The 19,419-nt window shown below is 66.3% G+C and carries 10 protein-coding genes and 2 tRNA genes; 6 read left to right on the top strand and 6 right to left on the bottom strand.

The window, feature by feature from the left end; genetic code table 11:
• The first annotated feature begins 16 nt into the window (after positions 1-16).
• Entirely contained in the window at positions 17-1,153 is a 1,137-nt protein-coding gene (locus ACEQZ0_RS11145) for an acyl-CoA dehydrogenase family protein (protein WP_370190849.1), read from the top strand.
• Complete coding sequence (locus tag ACEQZ0_RS11140; RefSeq protein WP_370190848.1) at positions 1,150-1,872, top strand: acyl-CoA dehydrogenase family protein; 723 nt, start codon at positions 1,150-1,152, stop codon at positions 1,870-1,872. Before ACEQZ0_RS11145 ends, ACEQZ0_RS11140 begins: the two co-directional genes overlap by 4 nt.
• A 115-nt stretch (positions 1,873-1,987) precedes the next feature.
• Here ACEQZ0_RS11140 and ACEQZ0_RS11135 read toward each other — a convergent pair whose 3' ends face one another.
• Entirely contained in the window at positions 1,988-2,986 is a 999-nt protein-coding gene (locus ACEQZ0_RS11135; RefSeq protein ID WP_370190847.1) for a helix-turn-helix transcriptional regulator, read from the bottom strand.
• 85 nt (positions 2,987-3,071) lie between these two features.
• Between ACEQZ0_RS11135 and cysD the strand changes: the two genes are divergently transcribed.
• A complete protein-coding gene (gene cysD, locus ACEQZ0_RS11130) occupies positions 3,072-3,992 on the top strand; it encodes a sulfate adenylyltransferase subunit CysD (RefSeq protein ID WP_370190845.1) in 921 nt (306 codons plus the stop codon).
• Between the two features lie 122 nt (positions 3,993-4,114).
• Positions 4,115-6,055, top strand: a complete 1,941-nt coding sequence (cysN, locus tag ACEQZ0_RS11125) for a sulfate adenylyltransferase subunit CysN (protein WP_370190843.1) — start codon at positions 4,115-4,117, stop codon at positions 6,053-6,055.
• A 57-nt stretch (positions 6,056-6,112) separates the two neighbouring features.
• Here the strand turns inward: cysN and ACEQZ0_RS11120 are convergent, their stop codons facing one another.
• From ACEQZ0_RS11120 to ACEQZ0_RS11100, 5 genes are all read right to left on the bottom strand, one after another.
• Positions 6,113-9,136: a CHAT domain-containing protein gene (locus ACEQZ0_RS11120; RefSeq protein ID WP_370190842.1), complete on the bottom strand. Its 3,024-nt coding sequence runs from the start codon at positions 9,134-9,136 to the stop codon at positions 6,113-6,115.
• Positions 9,136-14,262 (bottom strand): beta strand repeat-containing protein, encoded by a 5,127-nt coding sequence (locus tag ACEQZ0_RS11115; protein WP_370190841.1) that lies wholly within the window; start codon positions 14,260-14,262, stop codon positions 9,136-9,138. Before ACEQZ0_RS11115 ends, ACEQZ0_RS11120 begins: the two co-directional genes overlap by 1 nt.
• Before the next feature lies 1 nt (position 14,263).
• A complete protein-coding gene (locus ACEQZ0_RS11110; RefSeq protein ID WP_370190840.1) occupies positions 14,264-16,084 on the bottom strand; it encodes a ShlB/FhaC/HecB family hemolysin secretion/activation protein in 1,821 nt (606 codons plus the stop codon).
• 327 nt (positions 16,085-16,411) lie between these two features.
• Positions 16,412-16,487 (bottom strand) — tRNA-Thr (locus ACEQZ0_RS11105).
• Between the two features lie 23 nt (positions 16,488-16,510).
• Positions 16,511-16,584, bottom strand: a tRNA-Cys gene (locus tag ACEQZ0_RS11100).
• A 113-nt stretch (positions 16,585-16,697) separates the two neighbouring features.
• On the opposite strand from ACEQZ0_RS11100, the gene ACEQZ0_RS11095 reads away from it, so the two are divergent.
• Both ACEQZ0_RS11095 and ACEQZ0_RS11090 read left to right on the top strand, forming a co-directional pair.
• On the top strand, positions 16,698-17,489 hold the full coding sequence (locus ACEQZ0_RS11095; RefSeq protein ID WP_370190839.1) for an acyl-CoA thioesterase: 792 nt from the start codon (positions 16,698-16,700) through the stop codon (positions 17,487-17,489).
• Between the two features lie 90 nt (positions 17,490-17,579).
• Positions 17,580-19,382: a diguanylate cyclase gene (locus tag ACEQZ0_RS11090; protein WP_370190838.1), complete on the top strand. Its 1,803-nt coding sequence runs from the start codon at positions 17,580-17,582 to the stop codon at positions 19,380-19,382.
• Positions 19,383-19,419 lie beyond the last annotated feature (37 nt).

The raw sequence follows: 19,419 nt of genomic DNA, 5'->3' as shown, positions 1-19,419 counted from the left end.
GGCGAGAGGAGAGTGCGTGCAGACTTTCGTCACCGAAGCGGTCGACTGGCCCGACAGCGCGCCCGACTTACGCGAGCAGGTGCGCGCGCTGGTGGCCGAGCATGGCGAGAGCGATCCCGTCCGCCGCGCCAACAGCTGGACCAAGGCCGATCCCGATTTCAGCCGCAAGCTCGGGGAAGCAGGCCTGCTCGGCATGACCTGGCCGAAGGAATATGGCGGGCACGAGCGCAGCCAGCTCGAACGCTACGTGGTGATCGAAGAGCTGCTGGCGGCGGGTGCTCCGGTCGGTGCGCACTGGATTGCCGACCGGCAGAGCGCGCCGCTGCTCCTGCGGCTCGGCAATGAGGAGCTGAAGCGCCGCTGGGTGCCCGCGATCGCGCGGGGCGAGGCTTTCGCCTGTATCGGCCTCAGCGAACCGGGATCGGGATCGGACCTCGCCTCGGTGCGCACATCGGCGTGGCGCGAGGGCGAGGAATGGATCATCGAGGGCCAGAAGGTCTGGACCACCGGCGCGCATGTCAGCCACTTCATGATCGCGCTGGTCCGCAGCGAAGCGGGAAGCGAGCGGCAGTCGGGGCTGTCGCAATTCGTCATCCCGATGGATGCGCCCGGCGTAAGCGTAAAGCCGATCATCGACCTCACCGGCGCGCATGAATTCAACGAGGTGTTCTTCGAGGACGTCCGCCTGCCCGCGTCCGCGCTGCTCGGCGTAGAGGGAGAAGGCTGGAAGCAGGCGACCGCCGAACTCTCGCTCGAACGCTCGGGGCCCGAACGGTACCTCTCCTCCATGGTGCTCTTCCTCGAACTGGTGCGTTATGCCGGGGCGAAGGACGATCCGGCGCTCACGCAGCTGGTCGGGCGTCTGGCGGCGGAAGCATGGACCCTGCGCCTGATGAGCGCCTCGGTCGCGGCCAAGCTGGCGCGCGGCGAGGACCCCGCCCTCGAGGCCACTATCGTCAAGGATCTGGGCAATTCCTATGAGCAGGCGATCCCACAATTGGTTCAATCGGCGGTCGATTTCGACGAGGCCGATACCGAGGTGCTGCGCGCGGTCTGTTTCTACCTGCTGCAGGTCAGCCCGAGCTTTTCGCTGCGCGGCGGGACGCGCGAGATCATCAAGGGGATCATCGCGAGGGGGTTGGGGCTGAGATGAGCGATACCCGCCGCATGCTGGCCGAAATGGCCGATCCGCTGTTTGCCGAACTGGGTCCGGGCGCGACCGAGGAGCGCGACCTTGCGCGGCTGGAGGAATTCGGCTTGCCGTTGCTACTGGTGCCCGAGGCCGAGGGCGGCTTCGGCGGCGACTGGATCGATGCGCTCACCGTGTTCCGGCTCGCGGGCTACCACGCGCTGGGAATCGACCTGCCCGCGATTGTGGTGGAGCGAGGCGCGAGGGTGGACCGCGACCTGGCGATGACGTTTGCGCGCACCTGCCAGATCGCCGGGGCGCTCGACGCGGCGCTTGCGCTGTCGGTCGCCTATGTGAACGAGCGCCAGCAGTTCGGCCGCCCGCTCGGCAAGTTCCAGGCGGTGCAGCAAAGCCTCGCGACCTTCGCCTGCGAGGCGGCGGCCGCCAATTGCGCGGCCATGGGCGCGGCGCAGGCGCTGGATCGGGGCGAGGCAGGGTTCGAGATCGCCGCCGCAAAACTGCGCGCCAACCGAGCGGTCGAAGTGGGCACCACCGTCGCCCATCAGGTCCACGGCGCCATCGGTTTCACGCGGGAATACGCCCTCCAGCACCTCACTCGCCGCCTGTGGCAATGGCGCTCCGAATACGGGAATGACTCCTATTGGAGCGCCAAACTGGGCAGCGACGTCGTCGCGCGCGGCGCAGTCAATTTCTGGTCCGACCTGACCGCCCGCACCGACTAGAATGAAGTCATTGCGAGCGGCGTAGCCGCGCGGCAATCCACCTTCAGCGCCAGCCGCCCGCTTGGCGCCATGGATGGCTGCGTCGGCCGCGGCTCCTCGCAACGACTGGTAAGGGTCAGGCCAGCGCCAGCACGCCGGTGAGGATATTGCGCACCAGATCGACCTGCCCGCGCGCGCCGGTCTTCGCGTAGATCTTCTTCGAGTAATAGCGCGCGGTCTCGACCGTAAGGCCATGCTCCACCGCCGCCTCGGCGATCGAGAGCCCCTGCGCCAGCGACCATGCGAGCCGCGCCTCGGCCGGGGTCAGGTCGAACAGGTCGACGAGCTGCTCGTGCCGGTCGGCGGAGGAGGAGCGGTCGCCGCGCAGATAGATCACCGCCACCGCCTTGCCGTCGCCGGCGAGTGCCTCGATCCGCATCGGCGCAACGAGGATGTCGATCCACGGATCATGGCTGAGATTGATCGCGCGCGGGCGGTGTCGGCGGTCGCCGGCCATGGCCTTGACGATACCGGTCAACTGCCGGTCGATCGCCGGGGCGGAGGGGACGAGGCGATCGTAGGGACCGCGTCTTAGCGCGCCCGATCGCTCCAGGAAGCGCTCGGCCTGCGCATCGAGATCGACGATCCGGCAGCGTTCGTCCACCGCGATCCAGCCAAAGTTCATCCGTCTTGCGGCCTCGGCGCTGACCGATGCGCGGCCGCGCTCGCGTTCGATCGCCGCGAGCACCTGCAATGCCACCCGCAGATGCGGCACCAACGCCGAGAGCAGGCTGGCGATCTCCGCCCCCGCGGCATCCGGCGCCAGCACCGCCACGGTGAGGTGCAGCCCGTCCCCGCCGAGCCGCGCGGCACGCAAACCATCCGTGGTCCCGCCGAGCTCCTCGCCGGCATAGACGCGCCCCTCGCGCATCCGGGCTTCAGGCAGGGCCACCTGTACGCCCTCGCCGAGCGAAATCCGGCCACCCTGGTCCGCGCTGTCGATCACGAGCGCGACACCCTGCGCCTCGCACACGCGCAGCAGCTGGCGCAGGAAGGTCCGCCACATCGGCTGCTCGAACATGCCCGAATGGAGCGGCACGAGCAGCTCGGCCTCGCCGAGATTGGGAATGCGCATGCAAGCTTTTCTATCACCTCCCATTTGGGAGGTCCATCCCCGCCGTGCGGACCTATGTCTCGGCAATGACTTGCGGAGCCCATCGATGACCGACGCCAAGACCCTCACCCATCTCCAGCGCCTCGAGGCCGAGAGCATCCACATCATGCGCGAAGTCGCCGCCGAGGCGGACAAGCCGGTAATGCTCTATTCGATCGGCAAGGACAGCGCCGTGATGCTGCACCTTGCCAAGAAGGCGTTCTACCCTTCGCCCCCGCCCTTCCCGCTGATGCATGTCGACACGACCTGGAAATTCAAAGACATGTACGCGCTGCGCGAGAAGGCGGCGAAGGACGCCGGGATGGAGCTGCTGGTCTACCAGAACCCCGAGGCGGCCGAACGCGGGATCAACCCGTTCGATCATGGCCCGCTCCACACCGACATGTGGAAGACCGAGGGCCTCAAGCAGGCCCTCGACAAATACGGCTTCGATGCCGCCTTCGGTGGTGCCCGGCGCGACGAGGAGAAGAGCCGCGCGAAGGAGCGCATCTTCTCTTTCCGCACCGCCACGCACGGCTGGGACCCGAAGAACCAGCGCCCCGAGCTGTGGAACCTCTACAACGCCCGCAAGAAAAAGGGCGAGAGCATCCGCGTCTTCCCGCTCTCCAACTGGACCGAGCTCGACATCTGGCAATACATCATGGCCGAGAACATCGAGATCGTGCCGCTCTATTTCAGTGCCAAGCGCCCGACCTACGAATATGAGGGCGGGCTGTTCATGGCCGACGATATCGAGCGGCTCGAGAAAGTCATGGGCTATCGCCCCGAAATCACCGAACGTTCGATCCGCTTCCGCACGCTGGGCTGCTTCCCGCTGACCGGCGCGGTCGAGAGCGAGGCGGCGACCTTGCAGGAAGTGGTGCAGGAAATGCTGCTCACCACCACCAGCGAGCGGCAGGGCCGCGTGATCGACAAGGACGCGGGCGACGCGTCGATGGAGAAGAAGAAGCAGGAGGGTTATTTTTGACGCGACACGGAATGCGCAGCGTTCCGAAGCGTCAACCCCGGACCTGATCCGGGGCCGCCCTCCAACCGACCGACTTCACCGACAACGATCCCAGCTTTCGCTGGGATGACGGGATGAGAAAAATGACCGACCCTATCTACAAGACCGACGCGCTCATCGCCGAGGACATCGAGGCCTATCTCGACCAGCACCAGAACAAGTCGATGCTGCGCTTCATCACTTGCGGCAGCGTGGACGATGGCAAGTCGACCCTGATCGGCCGCCTGCTCTACGATTCGAAGATGATCTTCGAGGATCAGCTCGCCGCGCTCGAGAACGACAGCAAGAAGGTCGGCACACAGGGGCAGGAGATCGACTTCGCCCTCCTCGTCGACGGTCTTGCCGCCGAACGCGAACAGGGCATCACGATCGATGTCGCCTACCGCTTTTTCGCGACCGAGAAGCGCAAGTTCATCGTCGCCGACTGCCCGGGGCACGAGCAGTACACACGCAATATGGTGACCGGCGCCTCCACCGCCGATTGCGCGGTGATCCTGATCGATGCGCGCAAGGGCGTGCTGGTGCAGACCAAGCGTCACAGCTTCCTGTGCCACCAGCTCGGCATCAGGAACCTGGTGCTCGCGGTCAACAAGATGGACCTGATCGATTACGACCAGGCAAAGTTCGATGCGATCGTCGCCGACTACGCGCATTTTGCCGAAAGCATCGGCATCGAAAGCTTCACCGCGATCCCGATGTCGGGCCTCGCCGGCGACAACATCACCACCCGTTCGGACAACACCCCCTGGTTCGACGGGCCGGTGCTGATCGACCATCTCGAGCAGCTCGAGGTGAACAATATCGCCAACCAGGCGAAGGCCTTCCGCATGCCGGTGCAATGGGTCAACCGTCCCAATCTCGACTTCCGCGGCTTCTCGGGCCTGATCGCCACCGGCAGCGTCAAGCCGGGCGACGAGCTGCGCTCGCTGCCTTCGGGCAAGACCAGCAGGGTCAAGTCGGTCGTCGTGATGCCAAGTGCCGGTTCGGCAAGCGGAACCGCTGCGGACGGCCTCCTCGACGAGGCAGTCGCCGGGCAGTCGGTCACCATTACGCTCGAGGACGAGATCGATTGCTCGCGCGGCGATGTTCTGGCCACCGCCGACGCGCCGCCAGAAGTCGCCGACCAGTTCGAGAGCACGATCGTGTGGATGGACGACGAGCCGCTGGTCGTCGGGCGCGCCTACTGGCTCAAGCTGGGCACTCAGACGGTCAGCGTGACGATCGCCCATCCGAAGTTCGAGATCGACGTCAACACGATGGAACATCTCGCCTCGCAGACGCTCCACCTCAACCAGATCGGCGTGTGCGAGATCACCACCGACAAGCGTGTAGTGTTCGATCCCTATACCGAAAACCGCGCGCTGGGCGGCTTCATCCTGATCGACAAGATCACCAACCACACCGTCGGTGCGGGCATGCTGCATTTCAGCCTCCGCCGCAGTCAGAACGTCCACTGGCAGCCGACCGACATCACCCGTGATCATCACGCGGCGATGAAGAACCAGACGCCGCGCGTGTTGTGGTTCACCGGCCTTTCGGGCTCGGGCAAGTCGACGATCGCCAACGAGGTAGAGAAGAAGCTGGCGATCATGAACCGCCACACCTTCCTGCTCGACGGCGACAATGTCCGCCACGGGCTCAACAAGGACCTCGGCTTCACCGAGAGCGACCGGATCGAGAATATCCGCCGGATCGGCGAGGTCTGCAAGCTGATGACCGACGCAGGACTGATCGTGCTGACTGCCTTCATCAGCCCCTTCCGCGCCGACCGCCAGCTGGTGCGCGAGATGATCGATGCGGGCGAGTTCATCGAGATACATGTCGACACCCCGCTCGAGGTGGCCGAGGCGCGCGACGTCAAGGGGCTCTACAAGAAAGCCCGCGAGGGCAAGCTGAAGAACTTCACCGGGATCGACAGCCCCTATGAAGCACCCGAAAACCCGGAAATTCGCGTCAACACCGTCGAGATGACCCCGCAGGAGGCGGCCGACTACATCATCGGCCAGATTCTCCCGCTGAAATAGGCGAGAACAGGGGCGCGCCCGTGCGCGCCCCTGCCATTCCGCCCCCGGCGTCCAGGATCACTTGCGCAGCGGCGCGCCGCCATCGCCGACGATGGCGAAGGCCGACCAGTAGAACGGATGCGAGGTTTCCTTGCTGTCCATCAGCCGCGCCTGCGACAGCCGCATCGCCTCGGCCAGTTCTACGCCCTCGCCCGCAGCGAAGAAGCCGTCGATCAGCCGGTTGGTGGCGTCGTAATCGTCGGGCACCGGCCAGTGGCTCGCCACCACGGTCCTTCCGCCCGCCCCGACGAAGGCGCGGACCAACCCGTCGAGCGCGAAGCCGCCGCCCGTGACGCCCGCCTCGCGCGTGGCGCCGAGCGTGGCCGCGCCGGCGGTATCGCAGGCCGACAGGATAACCAGGTCGGCATCGATCTTGAGGTCGAAGATTTCGGCGAAGGACAGCAGTCCGTCGGACTGGTCGCCCCCGAAGGAGGTCAGCAGCGCCGGGCGCGGCGGGCATTCGGGTTGTGGCGCGGTGACCAGGCCGTGGGTCGCGAAATGGAGGATGCGGTACTGATCTAGGTCCTTCATCCCCAGCACCGCCGTGTCGGTGAAGGTATCGCCGGTGACGATCCGCTCGTCCGTGGCCGTCGCCCCGAGGCTGCGCGCGGCTGTATAGAGCTCGTCGGCCTTGATCGGATAGTCCCACACTGCCGGAGCCCAGAGGCAGTCCTCGCCCCCGGCAAGCGCCGAGCGCGTGCCGAGCGTCCCCCGGTCCGCTCGCAGCGGCGTGTTCTCGCCGAAACCGATATATTCACGCGCGGCTTCGGAACCAGGCGCGCGCCGTACGTCGCGGAACGCCGAAGGCGAGACGGTGGTGGTGACGTTGACCGTCCGACCGAGCCAGCTGGTTCCGGTGAAGTCGTACTCGTCGCCATTGCGCGCGATGCGCTCGACATAGCGCTCGACGCTGTCGTCGTCGGTCACGAGCAGGTTCGCCGGCAGGCGCAGCATGGCGCCGTCGGGTTCGAACACCAGGTGCCGCAGCGCCTTCACCTCGGCATCCACCGGGTCGAGCAGCGCCTTGTAGAGCGCGCGCGATTTCTCGATGTCGAAGGGGAAGGTCAGCGTCTCGCCATTCTCGACATAGGCGATCGTCGCCCGCAGCGCATCGACCTCGGCCTCGAGCGCGTTCGGATCGATCCCCACACGATAGGCGCGCGCCATGTCGGGCGTAGCGAAGATGGCAAAGGTGGCCCCGTCGAGCGTCGCCAGCTTGAGATAGCCTTCGCCCGGCTTGAGGATTTCCTGCAGCTCGCCGAGCGTCACTCGTCCGTCGGACACGGCGCGGAAGCGGGGATACTCGCCGAGCCTGTTCTGGATCGACAATTGCTCCGCTTCGAGCTTTTCGAGCGTCGCCCGTTGCGCGGCGAGGCGTTCGGCCGCCAGCGAATCACCCGCGGACTGGCCCTCGAGCAGGGCGATGCGATTGCGGACCTGCTCTACCGAACGACCAATGTTGACTGCCTTGCGGAACAGCTGCGAGGCCTCGTCGCTGCCGCCCGACAGCTCGCGGGCGAGCACTGCCTGAGTCTGCGCGAGCCCCGGGCGCTGGAGCAGCTGGCTGGCGAGGAACATGTCGCCGGCAGCCTCGTCCTCGGCCAGTCCGGCTTCGCCGAGAAGGTCGAAATAGGGCACGAGCAGGCGGCGCAAGGCGGGGGCGGGCTTGCCCTCCGCCTTCTCGACCAGGTCGCGATAGGTCGCAAGCGCCTCGCCCTTGCGACCGTTGCGTGCGAGGAAACCGGCCAGTTGCGCCTTGCTGCTGAGCAGCGCGGGCGAATCCGGGTAGTTTGCCGCGAGCAGGCCGATCGCCTGCGCGTGATAGGCTTCGGCGGTCGCCACATCGCGCTTGCGCTCGGCAAGGTCGGCGAGTTCGCCGAGTACCTGCGCGCGCAGCCACAGGATCGACCGGACAGTCCCGTTGCGGACTCCCGCGAGCGTGCTGTCGGCCGCGGCGAGATGGCTCTCCGCCTCGGTTCTGCGCCCGAGCAGCCGCAAAGCCGTCGCCTTCAGATATTCGGTCTGGCCGTCGAGCAGGTCGGCCCGCTCGAGCGGGGTCAGCCCGCCGATGCTGTCGAGCGCGCTCGCTTGCTCGGCCGAGAGCCGCGCCGCCAGTGCATCGGTGATTTCGAGCCCGGCCAGCGCATCGCGCGAACCCGCGCCCGCGGGCAGCGGCCGCTCGAGAATGTCGAGCGTCGTCTGCGGGGCGCCCGCATTGAGCGCGTCTATCGCTTCGTAATTGCGCAACATGCGCGCCAGCACCGGATCTCCGGCGACCTGCCCGCGCACGCTCGAAAAGCCCCGCGCGGCCTCGGCGTAATTGCCCAGGTTGGACTGGAGCAACGCGGCATTGAGGCGCGCCTCGATCGCATTGGCGCCCTCCCCGGACGCGGCCGTCTCGGCGAAGAATTCGGCCGCCTCGGCGAAATCGCCGCTGTTGCTGCGCCGATAGGCCTCGGCGATGACCGCATCTGTGGCGAGCGCCCGCGCCTGCGCCCGGGCGAAGGCGGCGGCATCGCCGGTCTCGGTAAGCGGTATCGCGACATCGCCCTGGACCGGGTGGTCGGCCACCAGCGTGGCAAGCCCCAGCCGCACGGCATCGGCATAAGCGGCAATCGCCTCGCCGGCATAGAGCTTGCCGCCGAGCTCGCCCGCGACCAGCACGCGGCGCGTTCCGACATCCTCGTCGGTGCAGGAAAAGTTCGCACTCCCCGCAAGGGCGTCGGGTACCGCGGCACCGCCGCCCTGGGCACAGGCGGCCGTGGGAAGGAAGCGCGCGGCGGCCTCGCTTGGCTCGGCATTGCGCAAGACCCACAGCGTCCCGACCGGCGCCGCTGCGTCGCGGCAGACTATCGTGTATCCGCGGTCGAACAGCCCCGCCCCGGGCTGCGGCGGCAGGATCTGTGCCTCGCACAGCCCGTTGGCCCCGATCGCAAAGGTGTCGCTGTAACTGACCGGTCGATCCCTGCCCTGCGCCGACACGGTCGGGGCCGGCAACGCGAGGGTTGCCGCTGCAATCGCGGCCAGAACCTTGCTGCGCATCACTGGTCTTCCCCTTCTTCGTCCTCGCCGGGATCTTCCTCGCCCGAACCATAGAGCGCGATGTCCCCGCCGCTGGTCACCGGGTCGTCGATCGCATCATCCTGCGAGACCAGCGTCGCGCTGAGCAAGGCGGGGAAGTCCGCCCCGAATTCGACATTGCTGTCCGATTCGCTCTGTTCGACGGGAGCGGCAGCGACGGGTTCGGTGGTCGTCACCGCGGCGGCTGGCGCTTGCTCCTCGACTTCATCGAGCACTTCCTCGCGCTCGTCGGGCGGCTCGTTCCCCGCACACGCGCCGCTGTTGATGTCGCAATTGTTGAACTGCGAACCCTCGACATAGGTAGTGACGAAATTGTCGCCCTGGTCTTCGGTGTTGAACTCGATCAGCTTGAAGAAGGCCTCGCCGGTGACGAAGCTGCCGTCCCCGTTCAGCTTGCGTCCGTAGGCAACGACATCGAGCGGAGCGTCCGATGGGCTTTGCGTGCTTTCGTCGTGATAGCCCCCGCCGATTGTCAGCCCGCCGGTAACGGTGATTCCGGCCGGAGTGTCGGCCGTGCCGGTGTTGCGCACCAGCAGACTGTCGCCGAGGGTGAGGAAGATATCTCCCGCCCGCAGATAGCCGAGCGGATCGGCGCTGCCAGCAGCCACGGTAGACAGCAGCTCGTTACGCCCGTCGAAAGCCGGGTCATCGCGCAGGCGGGCGATGGTCGACGCATCGGCCATCCACAAATCGCGCCCCTGGAAGAAGAACATGCCGGTCGGATTGCCCTGCGGATCGACCATGCCGATCCCGCCCGGCGTGACGATCTCCAGCCGCTGTGCTCGAATGCCCAGAGCATCGCTCGCCGCGGCATCGAGATAGGCCAGCACGCCTTCGACCCGGACCACGCCCCCTGCCTCGATGAAGACACTGGATACGCCGTCGTTATCGAGCGATCCGGCGATAGTCATGTCGCGAATGAGGATGTCGTCCGAGGCCAGCCCGTCGAAGGAGGATGAGAAATAGGCTTCGCCGACGTCGATCCGTTCGAGCTCTGCCTGGGTCAGCGTATAGCCCTGCCCTTCTGAGTTGCCGCCGAGAATGGTCGTGCCCGCATTGCCGATCACACCGAGGCCGAGGAACTGTGCCCCGATGCGCGCGCCCGAGAGAATATCGAGATTGCGCGAACGAATGAAGACCTCCCGCCCGCCGAAGCCGATATGATCGTCATTGTCGCCCTCGAAGCGCACCGTGCCTTGCGAAGAGACGAAGATCTGCGCGGTGGGTGCGTTGACCGTCGGCCCTCCGAAGATGCCACCGTTGGCGCTGGCGAAGGTCAGGTTGCCCGAGACATCGAAACTGGCCGAACCGTTGATCATGATCGATCCGGCGTCGGTACGGATCATGGCATCGGCCCCGCCCCGGGTGCCGAAGGCGTGCACCGCAAGCGCGTCGATCTCCATGGTACCGCCCGAGGCATCGAGATCGATCAGCCCGCCGAAATCATCGCCATCGACATCGATTATGGCGTCGCCGATCAAAAGCGACGCGAGCGAATCAACGGCCAATGAAACCGATCCCCCGGAAGCTTGTGCGGTCCCGCCGGTGGTCGCCGACGCGTCGAGGTCGAGCAACCCGATCGAACTGCTGCCCGCTGCGGAGGTACGGAATAAGAGGGCGCCTCCCTGCGCCATCCCGGTACCCGAGAAGGCCGTGGCATAGAGCGACAACGCCGGCGCACTGAAGGTCGCGCCGGACACGGTGATATCGATTCCCCCACCCTGCGCATCGCCGTCGGCATCGGTTCCGGTGCCGCCCGTCGCATCGACCCTCAACAATCCGCCGCCGCCGACGGTGACCTGGCCGGTCGAGCCGACCATCAAGCTGGCGGTCCCGCCGGCGGCATTGCCACCGATCACACCCGCCCCGCCCATTGCCGAAGCGTCGAGGCCAAGCGTGCTGCCAACCGAAAGGCTGCTACTGCCCGTCGTCGATATCCGCGCAATCCCGCCTTGCCCGGTTCCACCATTGCCATTGGCAGAGGCGCCGCCGTAGCCGCCTGCGTAATAATCGATGGCGCCCGTAACAGTCAGCATCGAGTCGAGATCGATCGAGACCTCGCCACCGAGGCCTATGCCCCCATCGCCAGTCGTCGCGTCACCGCCCGTTCCCGTGGTGCTGCCATAGAGGCTGGTGGCGTTGAGGGTACCGGCGAACACACCGATTCCGGCCTCCCCACCCTTGCCGATACCACCGGTCGAGCCGAAACCGCCCGTACCGTTCGCAATCGTGGAGATTGCAGCCGCATCCACGCGTGACTGCGAAGCGAAGACCCCCGCGAGGCCGCCCGTTCCATCACCGCCTGCCCCGAAACCGCTCCCGCCCGAGCCGCCCTGGCCACCAAAGCCACTGGCGGCGAGGTTGAGCGAGGTGAATGTCGCCAGGCCGTTGCCGAGCGACCCATCGCCACGGCCGCTGAACGTGCCCGCCTGCGTCGTACCACCCGTGCCATCGCCGCCACGCCCACCGGCCTGGCCGGTTCCACCGACCCCGCCGATGCCGCCATATCCGGCGGAAACGAGAACGGTCGATCCGGTTATGCTGAGCGTTCCATTGTCCCGCCCGGCAATGGCAAAGACCCCACCCGTTCCCGGCGTGCCCTGGTAGGTCCCGCCGGTTCCATCGCCGCCGTCGCCCGCGGCAATCGAAACGCCATCGCCGGCGCCGCCATCGCCGCCATATCCGCTGGCGTAGGCGGAGGCATTGCCGCCGATCGTGACGCTGGCGGCGAGCGCCTGCGACCCGTCGGCCTGGATAAAAGAGGTCCCGCCGGTGGCATTGCCGCCGTTGCCGCCGAAACCGACCGTCGCATCACCGCCGAATGCCTGGGTGGAAAGATAGGCATCGCCATCGATGGCGATACTGCCGAAAATTGCATAGACCCCGGCATTGCCGCCGATGGCATCGCCCCCGGTATGGCCATCGCCCCCGAAGCTGTTGGCCTGCAGATTGGCATCGCCGGTCAGGGAAATGTCGCCCGTATCCTGCGTCAATATGATCGATCGCCCGCCCAGGCCATCGCCGCCGCGCCCGTTCGCGCCGAGGCCGTCGCCGGCCAGCCCATGGGCACTAGCCGATACGCTGGCGAGGTCGATGGTCCCGGTTCCCCGCGCAAACACTTGCGCGATCCCGCCGGTACCGTTGCCGCCCGATGCACCTTGCCCGCCCAAGCCACGGACCAGCAGGTCCGTCAGGCCGGCTATCGTTATGCTGCCGTCCGTCGACTGGATATTCGCGAGACCGCCCGATCCGGCGCCCCCGAGATCGCCGCCGCTGCCAAGCCCGAAAGCCGCGGCGCCCTCGCCGCCGAAGCCCTCGGCGGAAAGCTGGACCGCACTACCGAAGCTGATCGTGCCTCCGGTCGCCAGGATTTGCGCCGTGCCGCCCATTCCCAGCCCGCCGTTGAAAACGCCGAGCGAACCGTCGGCATCGCCGCCATAGCCCGAGGCGCGCAGCGTGGCGGTGCCGGCGACATCCACCCGGCCGCCGCTTTGCGCAACGATTTCGCTGGTTCCGCCGGTGCCCGTGCGCCCCCGCAGCCCGTTGCCGAATGCGAGTGTATCCATTCGCAGGGTGCCGCCCAGACTGATCGAGCCAGCGTTGGACGCCAGCACGCTGGTGGTCCCGCCAAAGCTGTTGCCGAGCGTTCCGCTGGTAAAATGGTCGTTGCCCTCGGCGCGCAACCAGACGTCTCCGTCGATGGTGAGCGTTCCGCCATTGGCTTCGAGTTTGACGGTGCCCCCGGTCGTATCGCCATTGTTCTGGGTCGGCGTCGCATCGGCGAAGAGACCGCCGGTAACGGCAAGCGCGGCACCGCCGCGTGCGAGCAGATCTATGGTGCCCCCTACGACATCGCCCGTGCCGAGGATCGTACCCTGGGAACCGAGTTCGACATCGCCGGTGATAGTCACGTCGTTGCCGTTTTCGGCGACGAGCGAAATCGATCGCGCGCCACGCGCGATCAGCCCGTCGGCGAAGGAAATCGCGCCGGCATTCGAACTGACCCCGAAAGAACCGGTTGCGCCGGCAAAAACGCTCGACGAAAAGGTCGCGGAACCCAGCACCGAAATCGATTCCTCGAGCGCGTTTTCGTTCACCGCGCCGGTCGAGACCGAGCGGCCGAAGACATCGTAACCGGCCGACAGGATGATATCGCCATTGTCGATGCCCGCCGTGGCCGCTGTGTCGAAGCCGAGATTGCCGCGCAGGAGCATGGTGATCGGATCGGTCGTCGCCCTGGCGACCGCATAGATCAGGTGGTTGTCGCCCGAGCCCGTGCTCGACGGCCCGCCCGTCGTGCCGCTGTGGTCGATCGGATTGGCCACGCTCGTCCCGACCGGTATCTGGATGTCGAACAGTCCATTGTTGTAGGTCAGATTGACTTGCTCGCCCGCGACATAGGCTGTCGAGCCATTGATGTAGGCATTGCCGCGCATGGCGATCTGCGGCGCGGCAACGGCGAAATAGCTGCTCTCACCGGTCGCCGTGATTTGAGCCCCGGCATCGATCGATACACCCGCGGTGGCCCCCGATGCGCCGGTCAGTTGCAGAGTCCCGCCAGCCGCGTAGCTGTCGAAGCTGTTGAGATCCGGGTCGAGCGTGGTCAGCAGGAGCTGGCCGACATCGAACACGGCATTGCTGCCGACCAGGATGCCGGTGGGCGAATAGAAGGCGACCATCCCGCCATTGGAAAAGGCTCCGCTCGCATCCTGCAGGCGCGATATGACCGAGCCCTGGAACACCACCACATTGCCATTGGTCGAGGGCAGGATCCGGTTGAGCACGGCAAAGCCGCCCTGCCCCGGACCGTCCTGGAAATAGGCAGTGCTTCCATTGGGCAGGAAGGTCAGCGCATTGCCGAAATTGTCCTCGAAGATCGTCCAGTCGAGCACTGCGGTGGCAGAGGTAATCGTGATCGTATCGACATTGGTAACCGAGCGATCGACAGTGCCCGTGCCGCGCACGAAGCTGGGAGTGCCGTTGAAGGCATCCGCTGCGGCAGGTTCCGGCAGCGCGAGCGCGGCTGCCATGGCGAGCCCCGCCCCGCCGAGCATCAGGGTCGAACGGCGAGTGTGTGAACGGACCATGTCAGTACCTCCAGGGAAGCAGGCGGGTGGTGAGCGAGAAAAGCAGCCGGACATCGCCGCGATCGGCCGCGAAATCGGGCTTCTCGAGCGGGACGGCGACCGCCACGTCGGCTTGCAGCGCACTGCCATAGGCGAAACGCAGGCCGGCACCGGCCGACCACAGGCGGTCGGGATTGAGCGGCGAACGGCTCGGATCCTCGTTCCAGGTCCAGGCCATGTCGGAGAAGAGATACCCTTCCCAGGCCATTTGCTTGGGGCCCGTGGGCGCGGTCGATCCGTAACCGACCTCGAACGACAGCGCGTAGCCGCTGTCGCCGAGGATGCTGCCCGGATCGTAACCGCGGCCGATCGAATAGTTGCCCGCGGCGAACTCCTCGAAGGCAGGCAACGGATCCCGCGTGAACTGGGCACTCATGCCGAGCGAGAAGCGCAGGTCGGGGATCGGGCGGTAATCGGCCTGCCCCTCGAGCCGTAGCAGCATCGGGGTGGGATCGGCCTCGATCCGGTTCGGCGCAGTTCCGGCGGCGATGCAGGCGAGCGGATCGGCGCGGCAATCGGGACTGGCATCGAAGACGTCGAGCCCCTGCCTCAGCTCGATCGCGCTGCGCGCGGCGAGCTTGGGCGCGAAGCCGCTGTAGCCATCCGTCCCCGCAATGCTCGCTGGATCGGCATAGTTCGATTCAAGCCGCAGGAACACGGTCCTGACCCGGTCGCGCGTCAGCCGCAGGTCGTTGACTGTCAGGTCCTGATCGACGAAATCGAGCCCGCCGCTCAGGATATGGGTCGCGCTCCGGCTGCGCTGGATCGGATAGGCCAGCCCCGCCGTGGCAAAAAGCGTCTCGGATTGCACGTCGAGCCCGGGCAGGCCCAGATCGGGATCGGTCCAGCTGTAGGTGAACTGGCCGAACATTCTCAGCCCTTCGCTTCCCAGCGCGAAGTCGTGGCCGATCTGGACGGTCTGTTGCTCGTCGAAATCGGCGGTCGAAAACAGCGCGAGGCTGGTCCGGTCGCCGAGCCCCGTCAGGTCGTAGACCTCGCCGCGCAGCAGCCCACCGAACCGACCGAGCGATTTCGAACCGAGGTTCTGGACGTTGGAGTCGAGCGCACCGCGCCGCCGGACGACCGCGATGTCGCCGACCAGATCGCCCGGCGCGCCGTCCGCCGCGGGACGCAGCGAGAGGCGTACGTCGACCCCCGGGAGATCGTCGGCCAGCAACAGGTAGCGCTCGGCACGGCGGGTGTTGAAGACCGCATCTTGCGTGAGCGGCTCGAGATAGCCTGCAACCAGCTGTTCGGAAGGACCGGCATCGCCGCGTACCCGCAGCGCGGTGACCCGCCCGAAGACGATCCGCATCTCGGCATCGCCGTTCGACAGCCGCTGCGCCGGGATCTCGACCGTCGCGAGATAGCCCGCCTGCTGCAGCCGCTGGTTGGCGGCCGCGCGGATGTCGCACAGGACCGCGATCGGCAATTCGCGGCCGAGATAATCCTGATAGGCGCCCGCCAGCGCCACGTCGGGTGCCTTCTCCGCCCCGACGAAGCGCACCGAGCGCAAGGTCACTGCGATATCGGCGAGGTCGGGTGCATCGAGCGCACAGGGCGCGCGCTCCATTCCCCCGTCGATGGTCAGCGTGGTGGCCGGACGCACCGGCTCGCGCGCTTGCGGCGGTGCCAGTTCGCCGCGGCTCGGCACCGTCTGTGCTTGTGCCGCAGCAGGCAGAGCGAGCGCCATGGCCCCCGCGAGCAATGCCGCCTTTGCGGTACGCGGTGCGGCGCCACTGCCGCAGATGAAATGCATGTTGATTCGCTGGCCCAAGCCCATTCGGATCGCCCCCTCAACAACGCGCCCTTGCGCGTTTGCCGACTAGTTCAGCGATCCGACGAGCCCGTGAAACCGGGCCTCTTCTTGGTTGATGGCAGTGTCTTAACACCACCCGAATGGAAAAGTCATGCGGAAATTTCCGACCACCCATCAGAGTGTTCCGCCCGCTTGATCAATCCCCGCCCCACCCGGCGCCCTTCATTCTTCTGCAGCCAGAAGCCCAGCGGAGCGACAGAGCCGCAACAGGATTCGGAAGCGGATCGCCGCAATTGCGCCACACGGCCGCCGTGCGCGCGGACAGAGAGTGCTGGAGAAAGGGTATAGGAGTGGTGCCGCTTACAGGACTCGAACCTGTGACCCCATCATTACGAATGATGTGCTCTACCAACTGAGCTAAAGCGGCACTCGTCGCTGACAAGCGAGAAGTGGAGGCCCGAGCCGGAATCGAACCGGCGTGCAAGGATTTGCAGTCCTCTGCGTAACCACTCCGCCATCGGGCCTCGCCCGGCCTCTCGACCCGGGAAGCGGCGCACTAGCGATTCTCCGGGACAAAGGCAATCGCCTCGTGGCGCCTTCCGTTACGTCAGTCTGGACGCGTGCCCACGGAGCGGCAATGACCCGCTACATGAGCATAGCAAATCTCCTCGATCCGATTACCGCAGGTGGCGGCCAGACGCGTTTTTCGGGCCTCGATGCCTGGATGCAGGGACGGACGCTCTACGGCGGCGCCTCGGCGCTGATCGCCTATACCGCCGCCGTCCGCGCCTTCCCCGACCTGCCGCCCCTGCGCGCCGCGCAGGTCGCCTTCGTCGCCCCGACCGGGCCCGAGGTGGAATTGCGGCGCGAGATCGTGCGGCAGGGGCGCAATGTCGCGCAGGTGCGCAGCGAGATCTGGTGCGAGGGCGCATGTACGCTCACCGCCTTCTGGCTGTTCGGGACCGAGCGCGAGGCCAATGCCGAACACGATGCCGCGCCGGTTGCAGACTGGCCCGGCGGTCCGGAAGAGGCCGAACCCGCGATGCACGGCAAGGGGCCGGCCTTCATCCAGAACAATTTCGAACTCCGCCGGGCACAGGAATTGCAGGGTCCCGGCGAACCGGTGGTGCGCCGCTGGGCGCGGCTGACCGAGCGCGAGGGACTCGACCCCGTGAGCGAGCTGGTCCTGCTTGGCGACGTGCTGCCGCCGGGTGCGATGCGCGCGATGCAGCGGCAGGGCCCGATCAGTTCGATCAACTGGAGCTTCAACCTGCTCGAGCCGGCGCCGCAGACACGCGACGGCTGGTGGCTGTCCGAAAACGCCAGCCAGCATGCCGCGCATGGCTATTCCTCGGAGCGGCTGCGGCTGTGGAATTCCGAGGGCCGGCAGGTGCTCGACGGCATGCAATGCGTTGCGGTGTTCGGCTGAAGGGAAGGTCGCGGATTCGACGTTCCCGGCGCCGGTTGGCGGACGCCCCGAACAGGAAATCTTAATCATGATGCGCTACCCGACCAGCGCATGAAGCTGATGATCGAGAACAGGTTGGCGATCGGATGGCCCGCGGCCTTGCTGTTCGCATTTGCCTATGCCGTTCTGGCCGCGGTCTCGCTGACATATACGCAAACAAACGACGGAATCGCGATCATCTGGCCCTCGAGCGGGGTATTCGTCGCCGGCCTGCTGCTGCTGCGGTCCAGGGCACGAGCGCTGCTGATCGCACTCGTCGCGCCGGCAAGCATCGGCATCAATCTGGCATTCGGCGCAAGCCTCGGGGTCGCGCTCGCCTTTACCATCGCCAATCTCCTCGAAGGACTGATCGCCAGCCGGATCGCCGGCGACGGCCGGCGCGGTTGCGGCCGCTTCGACCAGCCGCAATGGGTGCTACGGTTTTCCGTCGGAGCGCTCGCCGCGGCCGTGGTGAGCGCGACAATCGCAACCGTCACCACCGGTCACGCGGCGGATCGGGCCTTCGCGCTGTCCTGGTTCGCCACGGTCCTGCTGGGCATCCTGATCGTGGCACCGGCAATCGTGACCGCCACGCGCATCGTCGCCGGTGAGGAACCGATCGCGGAAGGCAGGCGGCAGGCCCTTGCGGTTCTGGCATTTTGCGCTGCGACAATCGGCCTGACCTTTTTCCAGAGCGATTACCCGCTGCTGTTCCTGCCGCTGGCGGCAACGGTGCTCGCCACCTACGTGCTGGGCGTGACGGGCGCATTGGCGATGGTCTTCGCGATCGCCGCCGCTGGCAGTTTCGCCGTTTCTGTCGGAACCAGCCCCATCGCATTCGTCGGCGATCCGGTTGCAGAAATCTACTTCTTCCAATTCTATCTGCTGACGATGTTCGCTTCGGCACTGCCGCTGGCCACGCTGCTCGCGAAATCGCGCGCGCAGATGAAGGAGATCGCGTTTCGCAAGGCGCAGCACGAGGCGGCGCAGTCCTTCGCCCACGTCGGCCATTGGCGATACTGCCTCACGACCAGAACGAGCGAATGGTCGGACGGCATGTTCCACATCTACGGGCTCGATCCGGACAGGGACCAGGCGATGAACCTGGAGCACGGATCGATCATTCCCGAGGACAATGAGAAGGTCCGCGCGGTACTGGCGAAAGCGGTCGTCGAGCAGAAATCCTTCATCCTGAAGGCGCGCATCAAGCGCTCGGACGGTTCCATTCGCCATGTTGAATCGCTGGGTGACATCGAATTGGAGGACGGGCGGCCCGTCGCTATCTTCGGCGTACTCAAGGACGTTACCGAACATGTCCGGGCCGCAAAGGAATTGGAACGCCAGAAGGGACGAGCCGAAAAGCTGGCGCGCGACGCGGTGCTGCTGGCCGAGACGGACCAGCTGACGCATGTCGCCAACCGGCGCAAGCTGCTCGCGCGGCTGGCCGAGGAAATCGCCCGCGCCGACCGTGCCGGGCGCGACTTGTCGGTGATGATGATCGATGTCGACCATTTCAAATCGGTCAACGACATCCATGGCCACGCGGTGGGCGACCAGGTACTGTGCGAAATCGCGGCGCTGGGCGAGCGCTCCCTGCGCAAGGGCGACCTGTTCGGTCGGCTAGGCGGCGAAGAATTCCTCGCCATCCTGCCCGATACTTCGGCAGAGGGCGCAGCCATGATCGGCGAAAGGCTGCGTGTCGCCTGCCACAAGCTGGACTGGGAAAGCCTCGAAGGACCCCAAAGCGTATCGATCAGCCTCGGCGTTGCCGAGCACCACAGGGGCGCCGACGAAATCTTCCTCCTCCAGGCCGCCGATACCGCGCTCTATCAATCCAAGAATAGGGGCCGGAACCGCCTGACGATCGCGGCCTGAGTGCGGTCACGATACATGGATTGGGGCGTGCGTCGAA

Origin of the sequence: Qipengyuania sp., from assembly GCF_964227205.1 — a bacterium.
Taxonomy (GTDB): Bacteria; Pseudomonadota; Alphaproteobacteria; order Sphingomonadales; family Sphingomonadaceae; genus Qipengyuania.
Note: the sequence above shows the minus strand (reverse complement) of the source record. Positions and strands in the feature narration are given on the sequence as shown.